Source organism: Paraburkholderia sp. CNPSo 3281 (assembly GCF_024206515.1).
Taxonomy (GTDB): domain Bacteria; phylum Pseudomonadota; class Gammaproteobacteria; order Burkholderiales; family Burkholderiaceae; genus Paraburkholderia; species Paraburkholderia nodosa.
On record NZ_JAMBPS010000067.1, the window covers coordinates 1 to 18,130 of the forward strand.

Sequence of the window (18,130 nt, forward strand, 5' to 3'; positions counted from 1 at the left end):
ACCTTGACCACGCGTGCGAGCAGCGTATCGACGCCAGCGCGCATGTCGACCGGCTCCGTCGCGAGCCAGATGGCATCAATGCGAATCAACGCAACCACCCCAGCAGCCACGTTGCGCAGTCGCTCGCGGCCGACAGCGGCCAGCGCACCGTGATTGCCGTCGCGCCCCTGCGTACCTCGATCTCGATGTGCGTCGCCGCTGCAACACCATTCTGCATCTGCAGCGGCACAAATTCCGGCGGCGAGACATCCAATTCCTGTCGGGCCGCTTCAGCGGCATCGCGTTCCTCCCGCGCCGCAACCCAACTGCGCAGCAGGTTGGCGTTCAACCGGTAATGCAGTGCCACGGCCGCAATCGACACGTTCGGCTGCATTGCCGCCCGAATGACCGTCTCCTTGAATTCCTTGCTATGCCGACGGCGCCGCGTCGGCTGAACGACATCCGGTACAACCTCGACTTCGTCCATCGTGTACACCTGTCCATTTAAAATTTGAATGGACATGATCCTGGGGTGGCACGACTTGCCGATCAAGATGACTTCACCGGGTGCTTACGACAGACGCGTCGCCGACGTGCGGATAAATTGATTGCTGCGCCCTCGATCGAGCATGGCGACTTGAGGCGGATAACAAAGCCATTCCGTCTCGAATTTCGGAAGGACAGGTAAATGGGCGACAGCTGGACCTGACCGAAAATGTGTTTGCCAGCGAGCGGAGGACCGGGTTAAGCCGGTCTCAGTCTCGCTGTTTGCACTCAGCCGACATGGTCTTTTAGGAAACGATTGGAGACGCAAATGTTTCTCAAGAATGCATGGTACGTGGCATGTACGCCCGAAGAGATTTCGGATAGGCCGCTTGGGCGCAAGATATGCGGCGAATCAATGGCGTTCTATCGAAATGTTCAAGGCAACGTCGTTGCTCTCGAAGACTTCTGCCCACATCGGGGTGCGCCGCTTTCTTTGGGCTTCGTCGAGAATGGAGACCTTGTATGCGGCTACCACGGCCTCAAAATGGATTGCGCTGGCAGAGCGCTGAGCATGCCGGGGCAGCGAGTCAAGGGGTTCCCGTCAATTCGCAGTTTTCCCGTCATTGAGCGATACGGCTTCGTATGGGTGTGGCCGGGCGACCCCGCGCAAGCGGATCCGGAAAAAATGCCCCATTTGGCGTGGGAGAACGACCCATCGTGGGCCTATGGCGGCGGTTTTTTCCATATCCGGTGCGACTACCGATTGATGATCGACAACCTGATGGATTTGACGCACGAAACGTACGTTCATTCCAGCAGTATCGGGCAGAAAGAGATCGACGAAGCGATTCCCACGACGGTCAATGACGGAGACGCTGTCATAACCAGTCGACGGATGGAAGGCGTCATAGCCCCATCGTTCTGGAAAATGGCAATGCGCAGCAACGGTCTGCCAGAAGATGTTCCAGTTGATCGGTGGCAGATTTGCCGCTTTTCGCCGCCCAGTCATGTGCTGATTGAAGTTGGGGTCGCACTTGCTGGACAGGGTGGCTACGATGCACCTGCCTCGTCCAAGGTATCCTCGATCGTCGTTGACTTCATCACGCCGGAGACCGATTCGACCATCTGGTATTTCTGGGGAATGGCACGGCGCTTTCGTCCGGAAGACGCCGGCCTGACCGCTCAAATCAGGACAGGTCAACAAAAGATCTTCTCAGAAGATCTCGAAATGTTGGAGAGGCAGCAGCGCAATCTGGAAGAGTGGCCAAAGCGAGACTTGCTCAAGCTAAATATCGATGCCGGTGGTGTTATGGCTCGAAAGGTCATCGAGCGGCTTCTGGCGGATGAGCGCACTTGACGTTCGGATATAGATTCAAACCGATCGCCGTCTCCGGACGGTATGACTCACTGCATCGTGCTGAGCCATGTCATCTTTCGTGTCCTTAATAGAGTCGAAGTTTCGCCTCTCGTTAATCACGAGGCGTCACGTTTTTTGATCAAGCTATCTCCTGCAAAGTATTAACAATCGAGTCACGCCGCTTGGCTGCCCGCCTAACCTAAGACGGGCAGCGTCGCTTCATTACCTGTGACAACCGCTTCCAGGTTGGGCTCTCAGTACGGCGCGAGCCGGCGCTGGCATATCTAAGCCGCAACTTCGCTGATCAGCGATGCGCCTACGTGTCGTATCTTGCTAGGACAGACGGCACACCACCGCAGCCGTAAATTAGACGCATCTCGTGGCGGAAATCGGCTTACTCCGGTTCGTACGCAATCAACGTCGCGAATCAACACAGGATACGAAATCTTATGAAGACAAAGGCCGCTGTGGCTTGGGGAGCAGGAAAGCCTCTCACGATCGAAGAAGTGGACCTCGAGGGGCCGCGTGCCGGAGAGGTCCTAATCGAGGTCAAGGCGACGGGAATTTGCCATACCGATTACTACACGCTCTCGGGCGCAGACCCGGAAGGCATTTTCCCGGCGATTCTCGGACATGAGGGTGCGGGCGTGGTGGTCGATGTGGGCCCCGGTGTGGGCACGCTGAAGAAGGGCGATCACGTGATTCCGCTCTATACGCCGGAATGCCGCCAGTGCAAGTTCTGTCTCTCGCGCAAGACCAATCTCTGCCAGGCCATTCGCTCGACGCAGGGCAAGGGTCTGATGCCGGACGCCACCTCGCGCTTCTCGCTGGGCGGCAAGTCGCTTTATCACTACATGGGCACCTCGACGTTCTCGAACTACATCGTCGTGCCGGAAATCGCGGTGGCGAAGATCCGCGAGGACGCGCCGTTCGACAAGGTCTGCTATATCGGCTGTGGCGTGACCACGGGCGTTGGTGCCGTGGTGTATTCGGCGAAGGTCGAAGCGGGTGCGAACGTGGTGGTGTTCGGCCTTGGCGGCATCGGCCTGAACGTCATTCAAGGCGCGAAGATGGTCGGCGCCGACAAGATCATCGGCGTGGACATCAATCCGAAGCGCGTCGAGCTAGCGAAAAAGTTCGGCATGACCCACTTCATCAACCCGAACGAGGTCGAGAGCGTCGTCGATCACATCGTCCAACTGACCGATGGCGGGGCCGACTACTCGTTCGAGTGCATCGGCAATACGAAGGTGATGCGACAGGCGCTCGAATGCACGCACAAGGGCTGGGGTCAGTCGTTCATCATCGGCGTGGCGGCGGCGGGAGAGGAGATCAGCACGCGTCCGTTCCAGCTCGTCACGGGCCGCGAATGGAAGGGCTCGGCGTTCGGCGGCGCGCGCGGACGTACCGACGTTCCGAAGATCGTCGACTGGTACATGGAAGGCAAAATCAACATCGACGACCTCATTACGCACACTCTGAAGCTCGATCAGATCAATGAGGGCTTCGACCTGATGAAAAAAGGCGAGTCTATCCGGTCGGTAGTGATGTACTGACGACGTGGAGACTAGCATGCTGGAACTGCTTTCTTCGCACGCGTGTTTTGGTGGCGATCAGCGCTTCTACCGTCACGAGTCGTCGGTGATTGGACTTCCAATGAAGTTTTCGGTGTTCTTGCCGCCGCAGGCGAGCGAGACAAAGGTTCCTGCATTGCTTTACCTCGCGGGACTTACTTGTACCGAAGAGACTTTCATGACCAAGGCCGGAGCACAACGCTTCGCTGTTGAACACGGAATCGCTCTCATAGCCCCTGATACCAGTCCACGCGGTGCAGGGATACAAGGTGAGGCGGACGCCTGGGATTTCGGCCTTGGGGCGGGATTTTACGTTGACGCGACGGTTTCACCTTGGGCAAAGCATTACCGGATGTACACATACATCGTCGACGAGTTGCGTGAAACTGTCATTCGGAATCTACCTATCGACGCTGGACGACTTGGAATCTGCGGCCATTCGATGGGAGGCCATGGCGCCATTGTGCTCGCACTCCGAAACCCCGATGTATTCCGGTCTGTATCGGCGTTTGCACCAATCGCGGCACCCTCGCGTTGCCCGTGGGGTGAAAAAGCATTCACTCGCTATCTTGGAGACGACCGCGAGGTTTGGAGGCGATACGACGCGAGCGTGCTGGTCGCCGAAGGGGCTCGAAAGTTCGAGGCGGGCATCCTGATCGACCAGGGGATGGCGGATCAATTCATCGCGAACCAGTTGAATCCAGACGTTTTGGAGGCGGTTTGTCGTGACGCTGGGCAACCCCTTACGCTTCGCCGCCACGAAAATTACGACCACGGTTACTACTTCATACAGAGCTTCATAGCGGATCACGTGCGTCACCACGCCGCCACCTTACACGCTCTGAATTGTTGAAGCCGTCATCATTCACAGGCACGACGGGGAGTTGTTCCTGAGGCTAAACGGGCAGCGAGCCCGCAACCACAACGTAGGTTTACTTTTTAGGAAAATACAATGGCAATCTTCACTCACGTTACCGTCGGCACGAACGACCTCGCGCAGGCACGCGATTTTTACGACAACGTCCTTGGCGAATTGGGTTTGAAGCGTATCGCTGATTTGGGCGATAACGGGTCGATCTGGGGACAAGAATCGCCCTCGTTCTTTGTCCTGAAGCCTGCGAATGGGCAGCCCGCAACGATCGGCAACGGAGTAACCGTATCGTTCGAGGCACCGAATCGAGCCTCAATTGACGCCTTCTACGACGCAGCCCTTGCCGCAGGTGCGAAAGATGAAGGCGCGGCGGGTCCGCGTGGCTGGGCACCGCACGCTTACGCAGCTTATGTGCGTGACCTCGACGGCAACAAGCTCGCGGCTTATTGCTTTAAGCCGGCGTAACGGCGAACAGCAGGTGGGGGAGGGCTAACGAGTGTAACGCTCAGTGCGGCCTCGGCTCAATTCAACGCGAGGCCGAGCGTCAAGATCCGATGAGTCGCCTTTCTCCGTTGCCCAATCCCCAACGTGCGTCCGGTCAGTAGTGAATGTCTTAGACGCTGGCGAGGAATTTTTTCATGAACGCTCTTTCACTGATTTCTCGTAGCAAGGTGTAGATGATGACAAAACCCACTGAAGGTGTAATTTCCGTGGCGCAGGCAAATGCAGCCAAGATGGCCGACCGCAATACGTCCTTTGTTTTCGACGAATGGTATGTTGCCGCGCTCGCGTCTGAGGTCGGAAGATCGCTACTGTCGAGAACGCTACTCGGCAGGCGCATCGTTCTCTATCGGACGCAGGCTGGCACGGTCGTAGCGTTGGACGATCGTTGTATCCATCGTTCATATCCCTTGTCGGCGGGAACGCTAGAAAACGATACGATCGTTTGCGGCTACCACGGATTTCGGTACGGCGCGGAAGGCGACCTCGTCGAAATACCTTCCCAGGACCGCTGCCCTCGGGGCTTGGGCGTTCATCGATATCCGGTTCGCGAAATTGGCCCGATGATCTGGATTTACATGGGCGAGGCTTCGGCGCCCCGCACGGAACCGCCCATCGAGGCCGTGCTCAATCTATCCAAGTGGGAGTACTCAGAAGGGTATCTCCCATTGCGCGGCAACTACGTCAGCCTGCACGAAAATCTTCTGGATCTTACGCATCTCAGCTACATACACGCAAAGAGCTTTGGTACACCAGACTACGCTCGGGCTCCGTTTGAGGTTGAAATCGAGGAGGGCTGTTACGCACTGAAGCGCAGTGTCGTTCCCACAACGTTACCCCCAGTCTGGGCGGTACCAACTGGAATATCCTCGCCATCTGCGGCGCGGATTGCAACCTCAACGTTTGTTTCCCCTGGGCTCCATGTTGTCGAAGTGACATTTTATGACAGCGCATTGCCAGAGGAAGAGCGCACACGCTTTACGATTCGCACGCTGCACTTGCCAACGCCGGAAAGCCACGATTCGACACATTACTTCATCGTTCATTGCAGGGATTTTGCGCTCGAAAACCAGGAAATCACGAAATTCATGCACGATCAATTGTTCAGTGCCTTCAGAGAAGACGTCGAAGCATTAGAGCTTCTGGAAGGCGTCCTGCGTTGCGCCGATGCAGACTTTTTTGAGATTTCAATTGCAAGCGATCGACCTTCCGTTGAAATGCGCAAATACCTCAAGCGTCGGGCCGGGGCGACGCTTGGAACGTGAGCAATCGCCTGCCACTCGGATTGCCGCCGAGGGGCGTTGACTGGTCGGCAGAAAATTATAGAACAACCGCGCTTTAAAAAAAGCGGTTGCGTCTCGCGTATATAGGAGGAGTCATGGATCCAGATTATATCGTTATCGGTGGTGGGTCGTCCGGCTGTGTCGTTGCTAACAGGCTAAGCGGTCCTGGCGGCGGAACCGTTCTTCTGCTTGAGGCGGGTGGTTCGAGCAGAGGATTAAAGTATCGGATGCCTCTGGCCGCGACAAAGCTTTGGTTTAATCCGGAGTCGGACTGGTGCATGTTGAGCGAGCCCGAGCCGGCACTTGGCGGACGTAAGATCGGGGTTCCTCGTGGAAAGGCGTTGGGTGGTAGCTCCGCGATTAACGGAACCATCTATAACCGGGGGAGTCCGCATGATTTTGAACAATGGCGGGATCTCGGCCTCAATGGCTGGGACTATGCATCGGTCCTACCATACTTCAGACGGGTGGAGTCGCACTGGCGAGGTTCGGGACGTTTCCATGGCGATCGCGGCGATCTTCCGGTGACGTCGCTACGGTATGTCAGCCCGCTCACGGACGATTTGCTGAAAACGGCTCGTCAAGCCGGCCTGCCTATTGTCGATGACTTTTGTGGCCCCAACCCGGAAGGCGTTGGGCTATCGGATGTAAACATTAGTAAGGCGGGACGTAGGATGTCGGCCGCCGACGCATTTCTTTGGCCAATTCGACATCGCGACACGCTTACGGTAGAAACCGGCGCGCGGGTTCTGGGCGTAAAGGTTGAAGGGGGACGTGCTGTCGCCGTGACCTACTTGCGGAATGGAGCAACGCACGTCGTTCGTGCTCGGAAGGAGATCATCATCTCGGCGGGTGCAGTGCACTCGCCGCAGGTTCTGTTGTGCGCCGGCATTGGGCCCGCAGACGAATTGAAGCGCGTTGGCGTAACGCCAGTGCACGATTTGCCCGGCGTGGGGCGGAACTTCAACGATCAGCCAGGTGCGAGCTTTGAGTTCAAATCAAAACTCCCGCGTACCTTGAATGGAGAACTGCGGTTTGACCGTCTTGCCGTTAGATTGGCACAATGGACGGTCGGACTAGGTGGTCCCGCTTCTTGTCCGCCACTGGTTGGTATCGGCTCGTTGCGAACCCCTTATGTTGAGCGTTCGCCTGATCTGCGATTCGTACTGGCCGGTGCGACGCTCGATTCGAAGGTATGGTTTCCTGGATTCACACGGCAGGGCGAGCACAAGATGACGATGCGTTTTGCGGTGGCGCACCCGCGCAGCCGTGGAAGCATTACGCTAGCCTCCAATGATCCGCTCGCGCAACCGAGGATTCTCTTTAACCTGCTTTCCGATCCCTACGACCTGTTCCGGCTTAGACAGTATTACAAATTCCTCATTGGTCTGATTCGACAATCGGAATTTTCACATGTGGCCGGATCAATTACGAGACCGAGTCCCGAGCCATCAAGTGATATCGAGCTGGATAATTATCTTCGATCGGTTGCAGAAACGACGTCTCACCCGATGGGTTCGTGTCGAATGGGCGTTGACGCGGACGCCGTGGTTGACAGCGAATGCCGCGTGAGAGGTATTTCCGGGTTACGTGTAGTTGATGCATCGGTGTTCCCGACGCAAATCTCTGGCAATCCGAACGCAACGGCGATCATGTTGGCGGATCGCGTTTCCGACATGATTCTTGGGCGCCCTCCGTTGCCGCGAGGCAATGTGACCGCAGAAGAGATAAACCAAGGAAAGAAGAACGTAGTTGCCTTCGAAGAGGCCGGACTGACGGTAGTGTAGTCGACTCTTGCGATAGGACTCGCTGATAGCTGGCCTGTGAGGGGCTATCAGCGACGGTCGACCCTCGGTCACTTCGGGAGCCGGCCCAGCCGCAGGCCGACGTCGTATAAGAGCGGCTGCCCCTTGACGGATGCTAGCTATGGAGCGTGGGAGCTACCTCGGTGCTAGGCAAAGCGCGCTCCAGAGTTCTCTGGTCGAGTGCTTTAAATTGACCATCTCCGCTTCAGTCTTGTTCGATAGTCGGCAGAAGACAAGCAGACCGCCAGCGTGTGCGACGATGAGGCTGGCGCGTAACCAGCGTTCCCCTTGCGATAGCGTATGGTTCATCTGTTCAACCATCGTGGCTATCAGCTGCGTATAGCGTTGTTCCAAATCAAAGACGATCCGAGCAGCAAACGGTTCGCTCTCCGCCAACGTGAGTACTTCGAAAGCGAACGCGCTCGACTCTGGATTGCTGAAAACCAAAAAATATTCATCAATAAGCGCGTCGAATCGTTCTGTGATCTCGAGCGCTGGGTCCCGCGCCATCGAGTTCAATCTGGGGAACCAGCTGTCGCTCATCATTCGAACGGTTTCAGAGAGCAAGAGCTCCCGGTTTGCGAAATAGTGCTGGACCGTACTGAGACGAGTCCCCGCCGCACTCGCAACGCGGGAAACGGAGTATCCCACACACCCCTTCGTCGCGAGGACGCCAGCAGAATGCTTGAGGATCGAAGCAATTCGCGCGGACCGAACGTTACGCGATGAGCCTCCTGCAAGGGCGGGAGTCGAGCCAAGTCGCATTGCGCCGCTCTGGGCTGTGATGCCAGAGCAGCTATCAGTGTCGTTTTCGGGTGACTTATTTATAGGTTGCATAACCTATTGTGTGTGGCACTTCTTTGGTCAGTACATAGGGGAATACCTCGATTTGTTGTAATAGGTTGTTCAACCTAATATCGTAGGTAGATCAACCTATAGAAGCACACGTGGGCACCTGTACGGGCTTACAGGTCGGCCATCTGCTGTGCTCCGGATACGGAGACGCGCCATGTACCGTGTAGTGAATACCGACTCTTCCTCTTTGCAGGTTGATGCGAACTGCGTTGCAAGGTTGGTGAGCGGCATCGGTGACGGGAATCGGGCTGCGCTCGCTTCTGCAATTCTTGAGCTGCTTAATAGCTTGCTCGCCGTCCAGTACTGCTCGGTCCTCATGCTCGAACGGAACCGTAGCCCGCGCCTGCTCTCGGGCGCTGGATGGAAAAATCACTGGACCGTATTCAATACCGCGACGGTTTACGCTCGCGAGTACTTCAGGAATGACAGCATCTATCCGATCGTCGCAGGCATGTACAACTCAGAGGAGCACACGATCGTCGTACATCGACAAGCGGTTAGCGACGTCGGCGAGCCGGCGTATCGGAAAGCCTGCTATGACGAGGTTGGCATCGTCGACAGACTGTCTATTGTGGTGAACCTTGGACACGGTCGCTGCATAACGACAAACCTCTATAAAGATAAAAGTTCAGGGTCCTACACCTCGACGGACGTCGAAGTTGTGTGTGGTCTGGCCAAGCTGTTTGCGAACTGTGCGGTTAAGCACTATGCAGCGGATGTGGACGGCGACTCTGTAGTGAGAAACGAGGCGACGGAGAGGATTGGCGAGCTCTGTCCGGATCTGACCGAGCGTGAGCGAGAAGTAATTCTTCGGATTCTTGACGGAATCACAGCGGAACGCATTGCTGAAGATCTTGGCATCAGTCCCACCACCGTCGTGACCTATCGCAGCCGCGCGTACCAAAAATTGGGCGTCAGCACACGTCGAGAACTCTTTGCCATCATCTTGAGGCAAGAATCGTCTTCTCGCTTTGCCAGAGATATGAACCTGCTGCGTCTCGAACCTCAAATGGTGGCGTGACCCTGCCGCCGTCCATCTTGGCAGATGAGCCGTAGCCGAGACAGATTTAGGTTATCTGCGACCGTGTGCCGACTGAGGGAAGCCGCAGCGCACCAACGGAAGATCCCAATTCATCATCTAAAATTCAGGAGGATTGCTGTGTACGTAAGGAATTGCTGGTATGTCGCTGCGTGGGACTATGAGGTTCCTGCGGATTCCCTTTTTGAGCGACAGCTCCTTGACGAATCGATTCTGCTCTATCGAAAGAACGATGGGGGGCCGGTCGCTCTGAGCAATAGCTGTTGCCATCGCAAGGCGCCGCTATCGCTCGGTCGAAAGGAGGGTGACTGCGTTCGCTGCATGTATCACGGTATGAAGTTCGATCACACAGGGCATTGTGTCGAGATTCCTGGACAACAACTGATCCCAGCTAAATCCGTCGTTCGCAGTTTTCCTGTTGTCGAGCGAAATCGTTGGATCTGGATCTGGATGGGCGACCCGAGCCGCGCGGATGAATCGCTGATACCGGACACCTGGATGCTGACGGATCCAAACTGGCGAATGAAGCCTGGATATATGGCGTATGAGGCAAACTACCTTTTAATCACCGATAACTTGCTGGACTTCTCGCACTTGTCGTATGTACATGAGAAGACACTTGGTGGATCGGAAAGCATAGCCACGACGCGCGCGGAAATCGAACGAATAGAGCGCGGGGTACGTGTGAAGCGGCGTGTGAAAGATACGGTCCCGGCTCCATATCAGCGAAAGTTCGGGAAGTTCCTTGGAAATGTGGATCGATGGTTTCATTACGACTTCCTGATACCGGGAATTCTTCTTATGGAGTCCGGAGTCAAGGAATCCGGAAAGCTCGATGACGACTACAAGGGAGCGCTCCACTTTGGAAGTTGTCAAGCCGTCACACCCGCCAGCGACACTAGAAGTCACTACTTCTTCATGCAGTCGCACGCATTCGCCCTTGATGACGCGGGGGTAACGGAGGCGTTGTATGAAGGTGTCTGTGCTGCGTTTAACGAAGATAGACGAATGATCGAGGCCCAGCAGAATGCGCTGAGGGGGAGTTCGTTGGATGGTGGCGTCGCGCTAGCTGCGGACTCCGCTTTGATGCATTTCAGAAGAATGGTTGAGACGATGTCCCACGACGAACGAGCAGATTTATCACAGGTGAGCTGACCGTCGCGGGAAGGGCGCCGCGTGCTCAAGTAGAGTGCCCGGTCAAGGTTCGCGAGAGGGGGGGGCATCAAGGCCATCGCGGACCGATTGGCATTTAATTAGGATCACTGATTGGCTGATAGTTGCTGTCCTATTTGTGGAGGGCTTTCCGGAACGACAGGAGATGGCATCGTTCTGTGAAACGGTGCCGGGGTGCGAATTGAATCCGACGAAGTATTTATTTGTCGGGAGTCACGATGCTACCTCGCCGTGGAGGGGAGCCAATCTCTAAGTTGCCGCAGTTTGCGATACATCAATAATACATAGGAGACAGCAACGTGAAGTGCCGGAAAGGTATTCCTGTCAAAAGGAGCGAAGTATTCAGGGTTTCAGCGGTCTCAGCCTGCGTAGCGGCTGCGATTGCGCCGGGTTGCGCCATGGCGTTTCAGTTCAATTTGCCGTCGGATTGGCAGGTAAATTGGGACAATACCGTGACGTACAACGTTGGCATGCGGACTCAAGGTATCGACCCACTCATCGGTAACAATCCGATTTACGACAACGGTGACTACAAATTCGGTCATGCTGGCGATATCGTAACAAACCGCGCGTCCGTACTGTCGGAGTTTGACGCGGTATACCAAAATCGGATGGGCATCCGACTGTCGGCATCCCTTTGGAAAGATTTCGCCTATGGCAGTGGCGTGAACTCGAACCCAGGCGTCTATGCTCCAGGTGGTGGTGGGCTTCCTCCTATTACATACCAGTCGATCAGTGGCTATCCAGGCGGAAAGTACAATTCGTACACAAACCGTTATTACGTACAGGGCGCCCAACTCCTGGACGCATTTGTCTTCGACAACTTTCATGTCGGAGAAACGCCCGTTTATTTCAAGGTCGGCCGGTTGACCGAGTACTGGGGAAATTCGCTGTTTTTCCCTTTCCAGGGCATTTCGGTAGGGCAAGGTGCAGTTGATGCGATCAAGGCGTCGGCCTCTCCGGGGACCGAGACGAAGGAACTGTTCCTTCCGCGGGCACAGGTGAGTATTTCGACGCAACTGACACCCGAGTTGTCTCTCGCAGGTCAATATTTCCTCGAGTACGATCGGAACCGCTTACCTGAGGGCGGTACGTATCTTGGTCCCGTGGATTTCCTGTTCCAAGGCCCCTCAAACTTCTTCCTCGGTGCCGTACCAGTCGGTGGTGGATATGTACCGTTCAATCTCCCCGCAGGAACGGACAACGTGCCCCATAACCTTGACAACAATTTTGGCGTCAAGCTTGGCTGGACCCCAGACGTGCTAAATGGTGGGCTTCTGGGATTGTACTATCGCCGCTACGACGAGACTCAACCTTGGGCGCCCTTGTTTAACTATGGTGCCAACGGCGTACCAACGGACTATCACCTTGCTTACAACCGTGGGGTACAGCTGATTGGCGCCAGCCTTGACACCACAATGGGAAATGTAAGTACCGGGTTCGAAGTTTCATATCGCCATAACACAGCACTTAACAGCAACCCGAACCCGCTTGTTCCCACGGAAAGCAGCGGAGCAACGGGTAACGTTGTGAATATCATTGCGAACGCGATTGTTCCGCTCTCGCGTTCTCCGTTCTGGCAGACCGGGTCATTCACGGCTGAGCTCGCCTACACGCGGTTGCTGTCCGTAACCTCGAACGCGTTGCTCTACAACGGCGTGGGATACGCCGGTTGTTCCGGAGGAAAGTGGAACGGCTGCTCGACGCGGGACCATGTAGCCCTTGCGATCGCTTTCCAACCTCAATGGTTGCAAGTGTTTCCAGGTGTCGACTTGAGCATGCCTATCTCTGACGTAATTGGCCTATACGGGAATGCTCCGCAGGTGGGAGCGAACTCGAATGAACAGGGATCGCACACCTATTCGATCGGCCTCCAGGCAACCATTCGCCAAAAGACCACCGTCACGCTAGCTTACAACGGAAGTTTTGCCCATGCGAACGGAGTCACCTATACGCCAAGTGGCTTGCCGTACTACGCGAGTGGCAACGGACTATATAGCCTCAACGATCGAAACTGGGTATCCCTGACTCTTCAGAGTTCGTTTTGAAGATGAGTATATTGAGGAGATTTGAAGTGAGAAATTCGTTATCTTTTTCCATTGCAGCGGCGATGTCAATCCATGTTGCGACATCCTTTGGTGCAGTAAGCGCTGAGGAGGCGCAGAAGCTCGGCACGACCCTAACACCGTTCGGTGCTGAAGTCGCGGGGAGCCAAGATGGCGCGATTCCAGAATATACAGGTGGACTGACGAAGCCGCCTGCTGGCTTCGATCCGAAGAGTGGACACTGGCCTGATCCATTTGCTAGTGAAAGCCCGGTCGCAAAGATCACCGCGCAGAATATGTCTCAGTATTCGGAGTTCCTGACGCCGGGTGTGAAGGGGCTTCTCAGTCGTTACCCTACGTACCGGGTCGACCTCTATCCGACGCATCGAACGATGCACTACCCTAAGTGGGTGTTGGATAACTCGACCAAGAACGCAACGTCCGCGAAGCTGACGGGTAAGACCGAGGGCGATGGTGTGGAGGGTGCCGCGGGTGGCATCCCGTTCCCGATTCCGAAGAATGGCTACGAGGTAATGTGGAACAACTATCTCGCATTCCAGCGCACGCAGTTTACGCTTCAAAACGTTGGTTCGTACCTCGTCGATACGTCTGGCGCGCGCACGTCGTTGCCGGTCTACAACCAGGATGACTACCATCCTTACTATGACCGCGATCTGAAAGCCTTGCCGAAGGGCTCATTTGAACAGATTGCGGTATCACAAACGGCACCGCCGACTGTCGCCGGGACGGCGATTCTGTCCGACAACCCCATCAACTATTCGGAGCGGGATGCTCAGACATGGTTGTATATGCCGGGGCAGCGTCGCATCCGGATGGCACCAGAGTACAAATATGACACTCCTGCTGCACAGTATGGCGGTGTGATGTTCTGGGACGAATTGCAGCTGTATCACGGGCAGATGGATCGCTTTGATTTCAAGCTGGTCGGTAAGAAGGAACTGATCATCCCGTATAACAACTATCGCTACTACCTTGCAACGGAAGATTCACTGTACGGCCCGAAGCACTTGAATCCCGACGACATCCGTTGGGAGAAACATCGCGTTTGGGTCGTCGAGGCCACCCTGAAGCCGGGTGCCCGACATGCTTACTCGAAACGCGTCTTCTACTTTGACGAGGATAACTGGGCCCTTGTTGAGGCCGATGGATACGACCAGGATGGGAAGTTGTGGCGGATTGGGCTGAACTATTCGTTCAACTACTACGACGGTGGTGGGGGGCTGTTTATGTCGATGGTGAACTTCTACGATCTGCAGAAGGGTAACTACTTTGCCGGCTTGAATGCAGTCTCCGGCGTGCCTCCCTTGATCAAGGTGTCAGACCAGCACACGAAGGCTGAAATCTTTACGCCTGCGGGCTTGGCCGGCAGCGGAATTCGCTAACTCGCTCCGTTGGGTTGCAGGGGCGTACTGGTCGAGCAGCGAACTCGTCGTGCACATCAGCGAGCAACTGCACCAGGTCGACGTCCCTGCGCATGATGGTAGAAAAATGACTATGTCTTCAAATTTGATCCCAAGTCCGAGGCGTCGGGCGTTCATCGCTGGAGCACTGTGCAGCGTTCTATCGCCGTTCGCGCTTCAGAGGATTGCTGCGGCCATTGACGTTCCCGAGGCAAATGGCTTCAAGGATCCGCTTGAAACGTCCGCAAACCGACGAACTGTTCCGAACACACGTCCGATGATGTCAATCACGAGTTCGGGCAGGCGACTCGTGGCAGTTGGCATGCGCGGACTCATTGCCATTTCTGAAGACGGCGGCCGTAGCTGGTCGCAGAGTCCATCGCCGGTTCAGAGTGATCTTCTCGACGTGGTCTTCGGTGACGCAGCAACTGGGTGGGTCGTCGGTCACGATGGCGTGATATTGAAAAGCATTGACGGCGGCGGACATTGGGCGAAGGTTTTCGATGGGCGCATCGCCGCACAAACGCTTCCCACGACATACAAAAGACGAATTGAAGGCGGAGCGGAAGAACTAAAAAAGTACGTGGAACAACTTACGCTTGATTATAAGGCGGGGCCGTCCCTTCCGTTCCTGAGTATCTGGGCGCGCGACGGAAGTGAAGCAATTTCAGTCGGAGCTTTTGGTTTGGCCGTGAAAACACAGAACGGCGGCAAGAACTGGGAACCGATACTCGAAACGTTCGAGAATCCCGAATTTCTTCACTTAAACGCTATTCGGGAAATTGGCGGTGACCTGTTTGTGGCTGCAGAAAAGGGGACTATATTCGGTCGAATCGAGAGCAGTGATCGTTTTGTCGCGTTTTCGACGGGATATCAGGGTAGTTTCTTTGGTGTCGACGGCGATAAGGAAGTGACTATCGCGTACGGTCTGCACGGGACCCTGTACCGAAGCCTTGATCGCGGAGTTCACTGGATGGCGGTTCCCACATCCGTTCGAGGAACCATTACGTCCTCGACAAATCTTGGTGACGGCCGATTCATCCTGGTAAGCGCCAACGGCGAAGTGGCGTTGTTCAGCAGAGACAACGCGAGTGTTCGCCTACTTCGGAATGACCGCCTGGGTCCTTTGACAGGCGTCTGTGCACTTCCAGGAAATCGACTCGCGGTCAGCGGGTTGAGCGGAATAAGCACACTGACCCTAAGTTAACCGTATTGCTGAGAGAATCCGTATGGGTGTTACTTCAAATCGTCCGAATTCAATGCCGGTCATTTCAGACCGAGCCCGCTTTGATTCCGGGAGCGGCTCGGTTCTCGAGCGATTGATATTCAACAGGCGTCGGCTGGTCGTCTTACTCGGATTAGTTCTCACACTGGTCTTCGGATTTGAAGCGACGCACCTGAAGGTGAATGCGCAGTTCGAGCGAATGATGCCACAGTCCAGTCCGATGATTCGGAATTACCTTCAGAATGTCGGCTCACTTCGAGGTCTGGGAAACTCGTTGCGCATCGTCGTCGAAAATCGATCAGGGGATATCTACAATCCACGCTATCTGAGTACGCTTAAGCAGATAAATGACCATCTGTACGTAATCCGGGGAGTCGACCGATCATTTGTAAAATCGCTGTGGATGCCCGTTGTGCGTTGGACAGAGGTCACGCCTGAGGGTTTCCAGGGCGGTGCTGTAATGCCAGACAACTATAACGGATCGCCGGATAGTAGCCAGCAGCTTCGGTTCAACGTCGCTCGAGCCGGAATCATCGGTTCTCTCGTCAGCAACGATCAGCGTTCGAGCATGATATTTTTGCCGCTTCTGGACCACTATGCAGACACGGGTGAGGCCCTGGACGCGCGAGCGGTCCGCGATGAAATCGAGAAGGTTCGAAAAGCCTACGGGAATGATGGTGTCGATATTCGCGTGATCGGTTTCGCCGAACTGGTCGGCGAGCTGATCCACGGGCTATTCAAGGTCGCTCTCTACTTTCTGTTCGCTGCTGGTATTGCAGCCACTTGCATCTACTTCTACACCCGCTGTATTCGCAGCACTGCGCTCGTTTCGGCTTGCTCGATCATTGCGGTGATCTGGCAACTCGGGATCATCCGTATGCTGGGTGGTCAGCTCGACCCTTACTCAATCTTGGTCCCATTTTTGATATTCGCGATTGGCGTGTCGCATGGTGCGCAAAAGATGAACGGCATCATGCAGGACATCGGGCGTGGGACGGACCGCTATGTGGCAGCGAGATACACCTTCCGCCGATTGTTTTTGGCCGGCCTGACCGCATTGCTGGCCGATGCAGTTGGCTTTGGCGTGCTGATGGTGATCGATATTCCCGTGATTCGCGGACTTGCCGAGGCCGCTAGCGTCGGGGTCGCCGTTTTGATCTTTACGAACCTTGTCCTGCTTCCGGTATTACTGTCCTACGCAGGTGTGAGCAGCAAGGCAGCGGCCCGAAGCCTGCGCGCGAGTGACTCTCATCCGTTCATACGTGTGCTCTCGCGGTTTACCCGAAAGGGACCGGCGGCTTGCGTAATCATCTCGGCGGCAGTGCTTACGCTCGCCGGTGTGTTGGTAAGTCAGCATTTGAAAACTGGTGACCTTGATCCAGGTGCGCCCGAACTTCGCCCTGACTCCCGCTACAATCGCGACAATGCTTATATAACCGCACATTATCGCCTATCCACCGACGAATTTGCGGTGATCACCAAGACGCCGCCGGGTGGAGTGAATGACTTCAAGACCCTTATCGAAATGGACCGTCTTGAACAGGTGTTGAGGGATGTTCCCGGCGTTCAGACCACGCAATCGGTCGGAAGTATCGGACGGCTTTACACTGCGGGTGGCTTTGAGGGAGATCCACGATGGATCACGATTAGTCGCGATCCGTTTATTTCAACGGATTCCATTAATAACGCCTTTGTTGCCAATCCGGAGCTTGTAAATGACGAGCGCTCCGTCGCGCCGGTCATTGCGTTCCTGTCTGACCATAAGGCGGAAACACTTGATAGGGTTGTAAAGACGGTGACTGCCTTTGCGGATGAGCACAATACCAGTACTCGTCAGTTTTTACTCGCAGCGGGGAGCGCCGGCATCGAAGCTGCGACCAATATAGCAGTGAGAGATGCGAATCGGAAAATGCTGTTCTTCGTCTACGGCGCCGTGATCATTCTCTGTTTTATCACTTTCAGAAGCTGGCGAGCGGTCTTGGTTGCGATTGTTCCCCTCATGGTGACATCGGTTCTCTGCGAGGCGCTAATGGTTATGCTGGGTATCGGCGTGAAGGTAGCGACGCTTCCCGTAACCGCGTTGGGGGTAGGGATTGGCGTGGACTATGCCCTCTATCTCATTAGTGTTCAGCTCGCGTTGCAGCGCGCGGGAAGCTCGGTAAGCGAGGCCTACGTGGGCGCTTTGGGATTCACGGGCAAGGTGATTGCACTCATTGGGGTGACATTGGCCGCATCCGTGGTGACCTGGGTATGGGCGCCAATCAAGTTTCAGGCTGACATGGGGATCCTGCTGACGTTCATGTTCTTGTGGAACATGATTGGTGCGCTCATCCTCATTCCAGCGCTTTCGGCCTTCCTGATGAACGGTCAAACGACCAGTTCAGCAGAGGTAAGAAGGGCAACTGAATCGTCGACTCACTCGGCGGTCTAGGGCTTCCTACTGCCGCGAGAGACGGGGCAGTACAAAATCTCTCGCGGTTTGATTTGGCGATGATTGCCGCGTAGTCGCCACGCGG

Annotated in this window: 14 protein-coding genes; 12 read left to right on the forward strand and 2 right to left on the reverse strand. The window is 55.5% G+C overall.

What is annotated here, in order from left to right; translation table 11 throughout:
- Window positions 1-85 precede the first annotated feature (85 nt).
- Window positions 86-532, reverse strand: coding sequence for a transposase (locus M3I56_RS35550; protein ID WP_254357965.1), 447 nt, complete (start codon window positions 530-532; stop codon window positions 86-88).
- Window positions 533-793: 261 nt separating this feature from the next.
- On the opposite strand from M3I56_RS35550, the gene M3I56_RS35555 reads away from it, so the two are divergent.
- From M3I56_RS35555 to M3I56_RS35580, 6 genes are all read left to right on the forward strand, one after another.
- Window positions 794-1,822: an aromatic ring-hydroxylating dioxygenase subunit alpha gene (locus M3I56_RS35555; protein ID WP_254357966.1), complete on the forward strand. Its 1,029-nt coding sequence runs from the start codon at window positions 794-796 to the stop codon at window positions 1,820-1,822.
- A 449-nt stretch (window positions 1,823-2,271) separates the two neighbouring features.
- A complete protein-coding gene (locus M3I56_RS35560; RefSeq protein ID WP_254357967.1) occupies window positions 2,272-3,378 on the forward strand; it encodes an S-(hydroxymethyl)glutathione dehydrogenase/class III alcohol dehydrogenase in 1,107 nt (368 codons plus the stop codon).
- Window positions 3,379-3,394: 16 nt separating this feature from the next.
- Window positions 3,395-4,249: an S-formylglutathione hydrolase gene (gene fghA, locus M3I56_RS35565; RefSeq protein ID WP_254357968.1), complete on the forward strand. Its 855-nt coding sequence runs from the start codon at window positions 3,395-3,397 to the stop codon at window positions 4,247-4,249.
- A 99-nt stretch (window positions 4,250-4,348) separates the two neighbouring features.
- The gene (locus tag M3I56_RS35570; RefSeq protein WP_254357969.1) at window positions 4,349-4,732 is read left to right on the forward strand and encodes a VOC family protein; all 384 of its coding nucleotides are present in this window, start codon (window positions 4,349-4,351) and stop codon (window positions 4,730-4,732) included.
- A 212-nt stretch (window positions 4,733-4,944) separates the two neighbouring features.
- Window positions 4,945-6,033 carry an aromatic ring-hydroxylating dioxygenase subunit alpha gene (locus M3I56_RS35575; protein ID WP_254357970.1) on the forward strand — a complete coding sequence of 363 codons (1,089 nt, stop codon included), beginning with the start codon at window positions 4,945-4,947 and terminating at the stop codon, window positions 6,031-6,033.
- A 113-nt stretch (window positions 6,034-6,146) separates the two neighbouring features.
- On the forward strand, window positions 6,147-7,838 hold the full coding sequence (locus M3I56_RS35580) for a GMC family oxidoreductase (protein ID WP_254357971.1): 1,692 nt from the start codon (window positions 6,147-6,149) through the stop codon (window positions 7,836-7,838).
- 153 nt (window positions 7,839-7,991) lie between these two features.
- Here the strand turns inward: M3I56_RS35580 and M3I56_RS35585 are convergent, their stop codons facing one another.
- A complete protein-coding gene (locus M3I56_RS35585; protein WP_254357972.1) occupies window positions 7,992-8,402 on the reverse strand; it encodes a hypothetical protein in 411 nt (136 codons plus the stop codon).
- Between the two features lie 463 nt (window positions 8,403-8,865).
- Here M3I56_RS35585 and M3I56_RS35590 point away from each other — a divergent pair, with 463 nt between their 5' ends.
- The 6 genes from M3I56_RS35590 to M3I56_RS35615 all read left to right on the forward strand — a co-directional run bounded on the left by M3I56_RS35590 (window position 8,866) and on the right by M3I56_RS35615 (window position 18,045).
- Window positions 8,866-9,732, forward strand: coding sequence for a helix-turn-helix transcriptional regulator (locus M3I56_RS35590; protein ID WP_254357973.1), 867 nt, complete (start codon window positions 8,866-8,868; stop codon window positions 9,730-9,732).
- A 138-nt stretch (window positions 9,733-9,870) separates the two neighbouring features.
- Window positions 9,871-10,905 carry an aromatic ring-hydroxylating dioxygenase subunit alpha gene (locus tag M3I56_RS35595; RefSeq protein WP_254357974.1) on the forward strand — a complete coding sequence of 345 codons (1,035 nt, stop codon included), beginning with the start codon at window positions 9,871-9,873 and terminating at the stop codon, window positions 10,903-10,905.
- 317 nt (window positions 10,906-11,222) lie between these two features.
- Window positions 11,223-12,971, forward strand: a complete 1,749-nt coding sequence (locus M3I56_RS35600) for a DUF1302 family protein (RefSeq protein WP_254357975.1) — start codon at window positions 11,223-11,225, stop codon at window positions 12,969-12,971.
- 26 nt (window positions 12,972-12,997) lie between these two features.
- Window positions 12,998-14,371: a DUF1329 domain-containing protein gene (locus tag M3I56_RS35605; protein WP_254357976.1), complete on the forward strand. Its 1,374-nt coding sequence runs from the start codon at window positions 12,998-13,000 to the stop codon at window positions 14,369-14,371.
- Between the two features lie 340 nt (window positions 14,372-14,711).
- Window positions 14,712-15,596, forward strand: a complete 885-nt coding sequence (locus M3I56_RS35610) for a YCF48-related protein (RefSeq protein WP_254357977.1) — start codon at window positions 14,712-14,714, stop codon at window positions 15,594-15,596.
- A 22-nt stretch (window positions 15,597-15,618) separates the two neighbouring features.
- Window positions 15,619-18,045, forward strand: a complete 2,427-nt coding sequence (locus M3I56_RS35615) for an RND family transporter (protein ID WP_254357978.1) — start codon at window positions 15,619-15,621, stop codon at window positions 18,043-18,045.
- The last annotated feature ends 85 nt before the right edge of the window (window positions 18,046-18,130 follow it).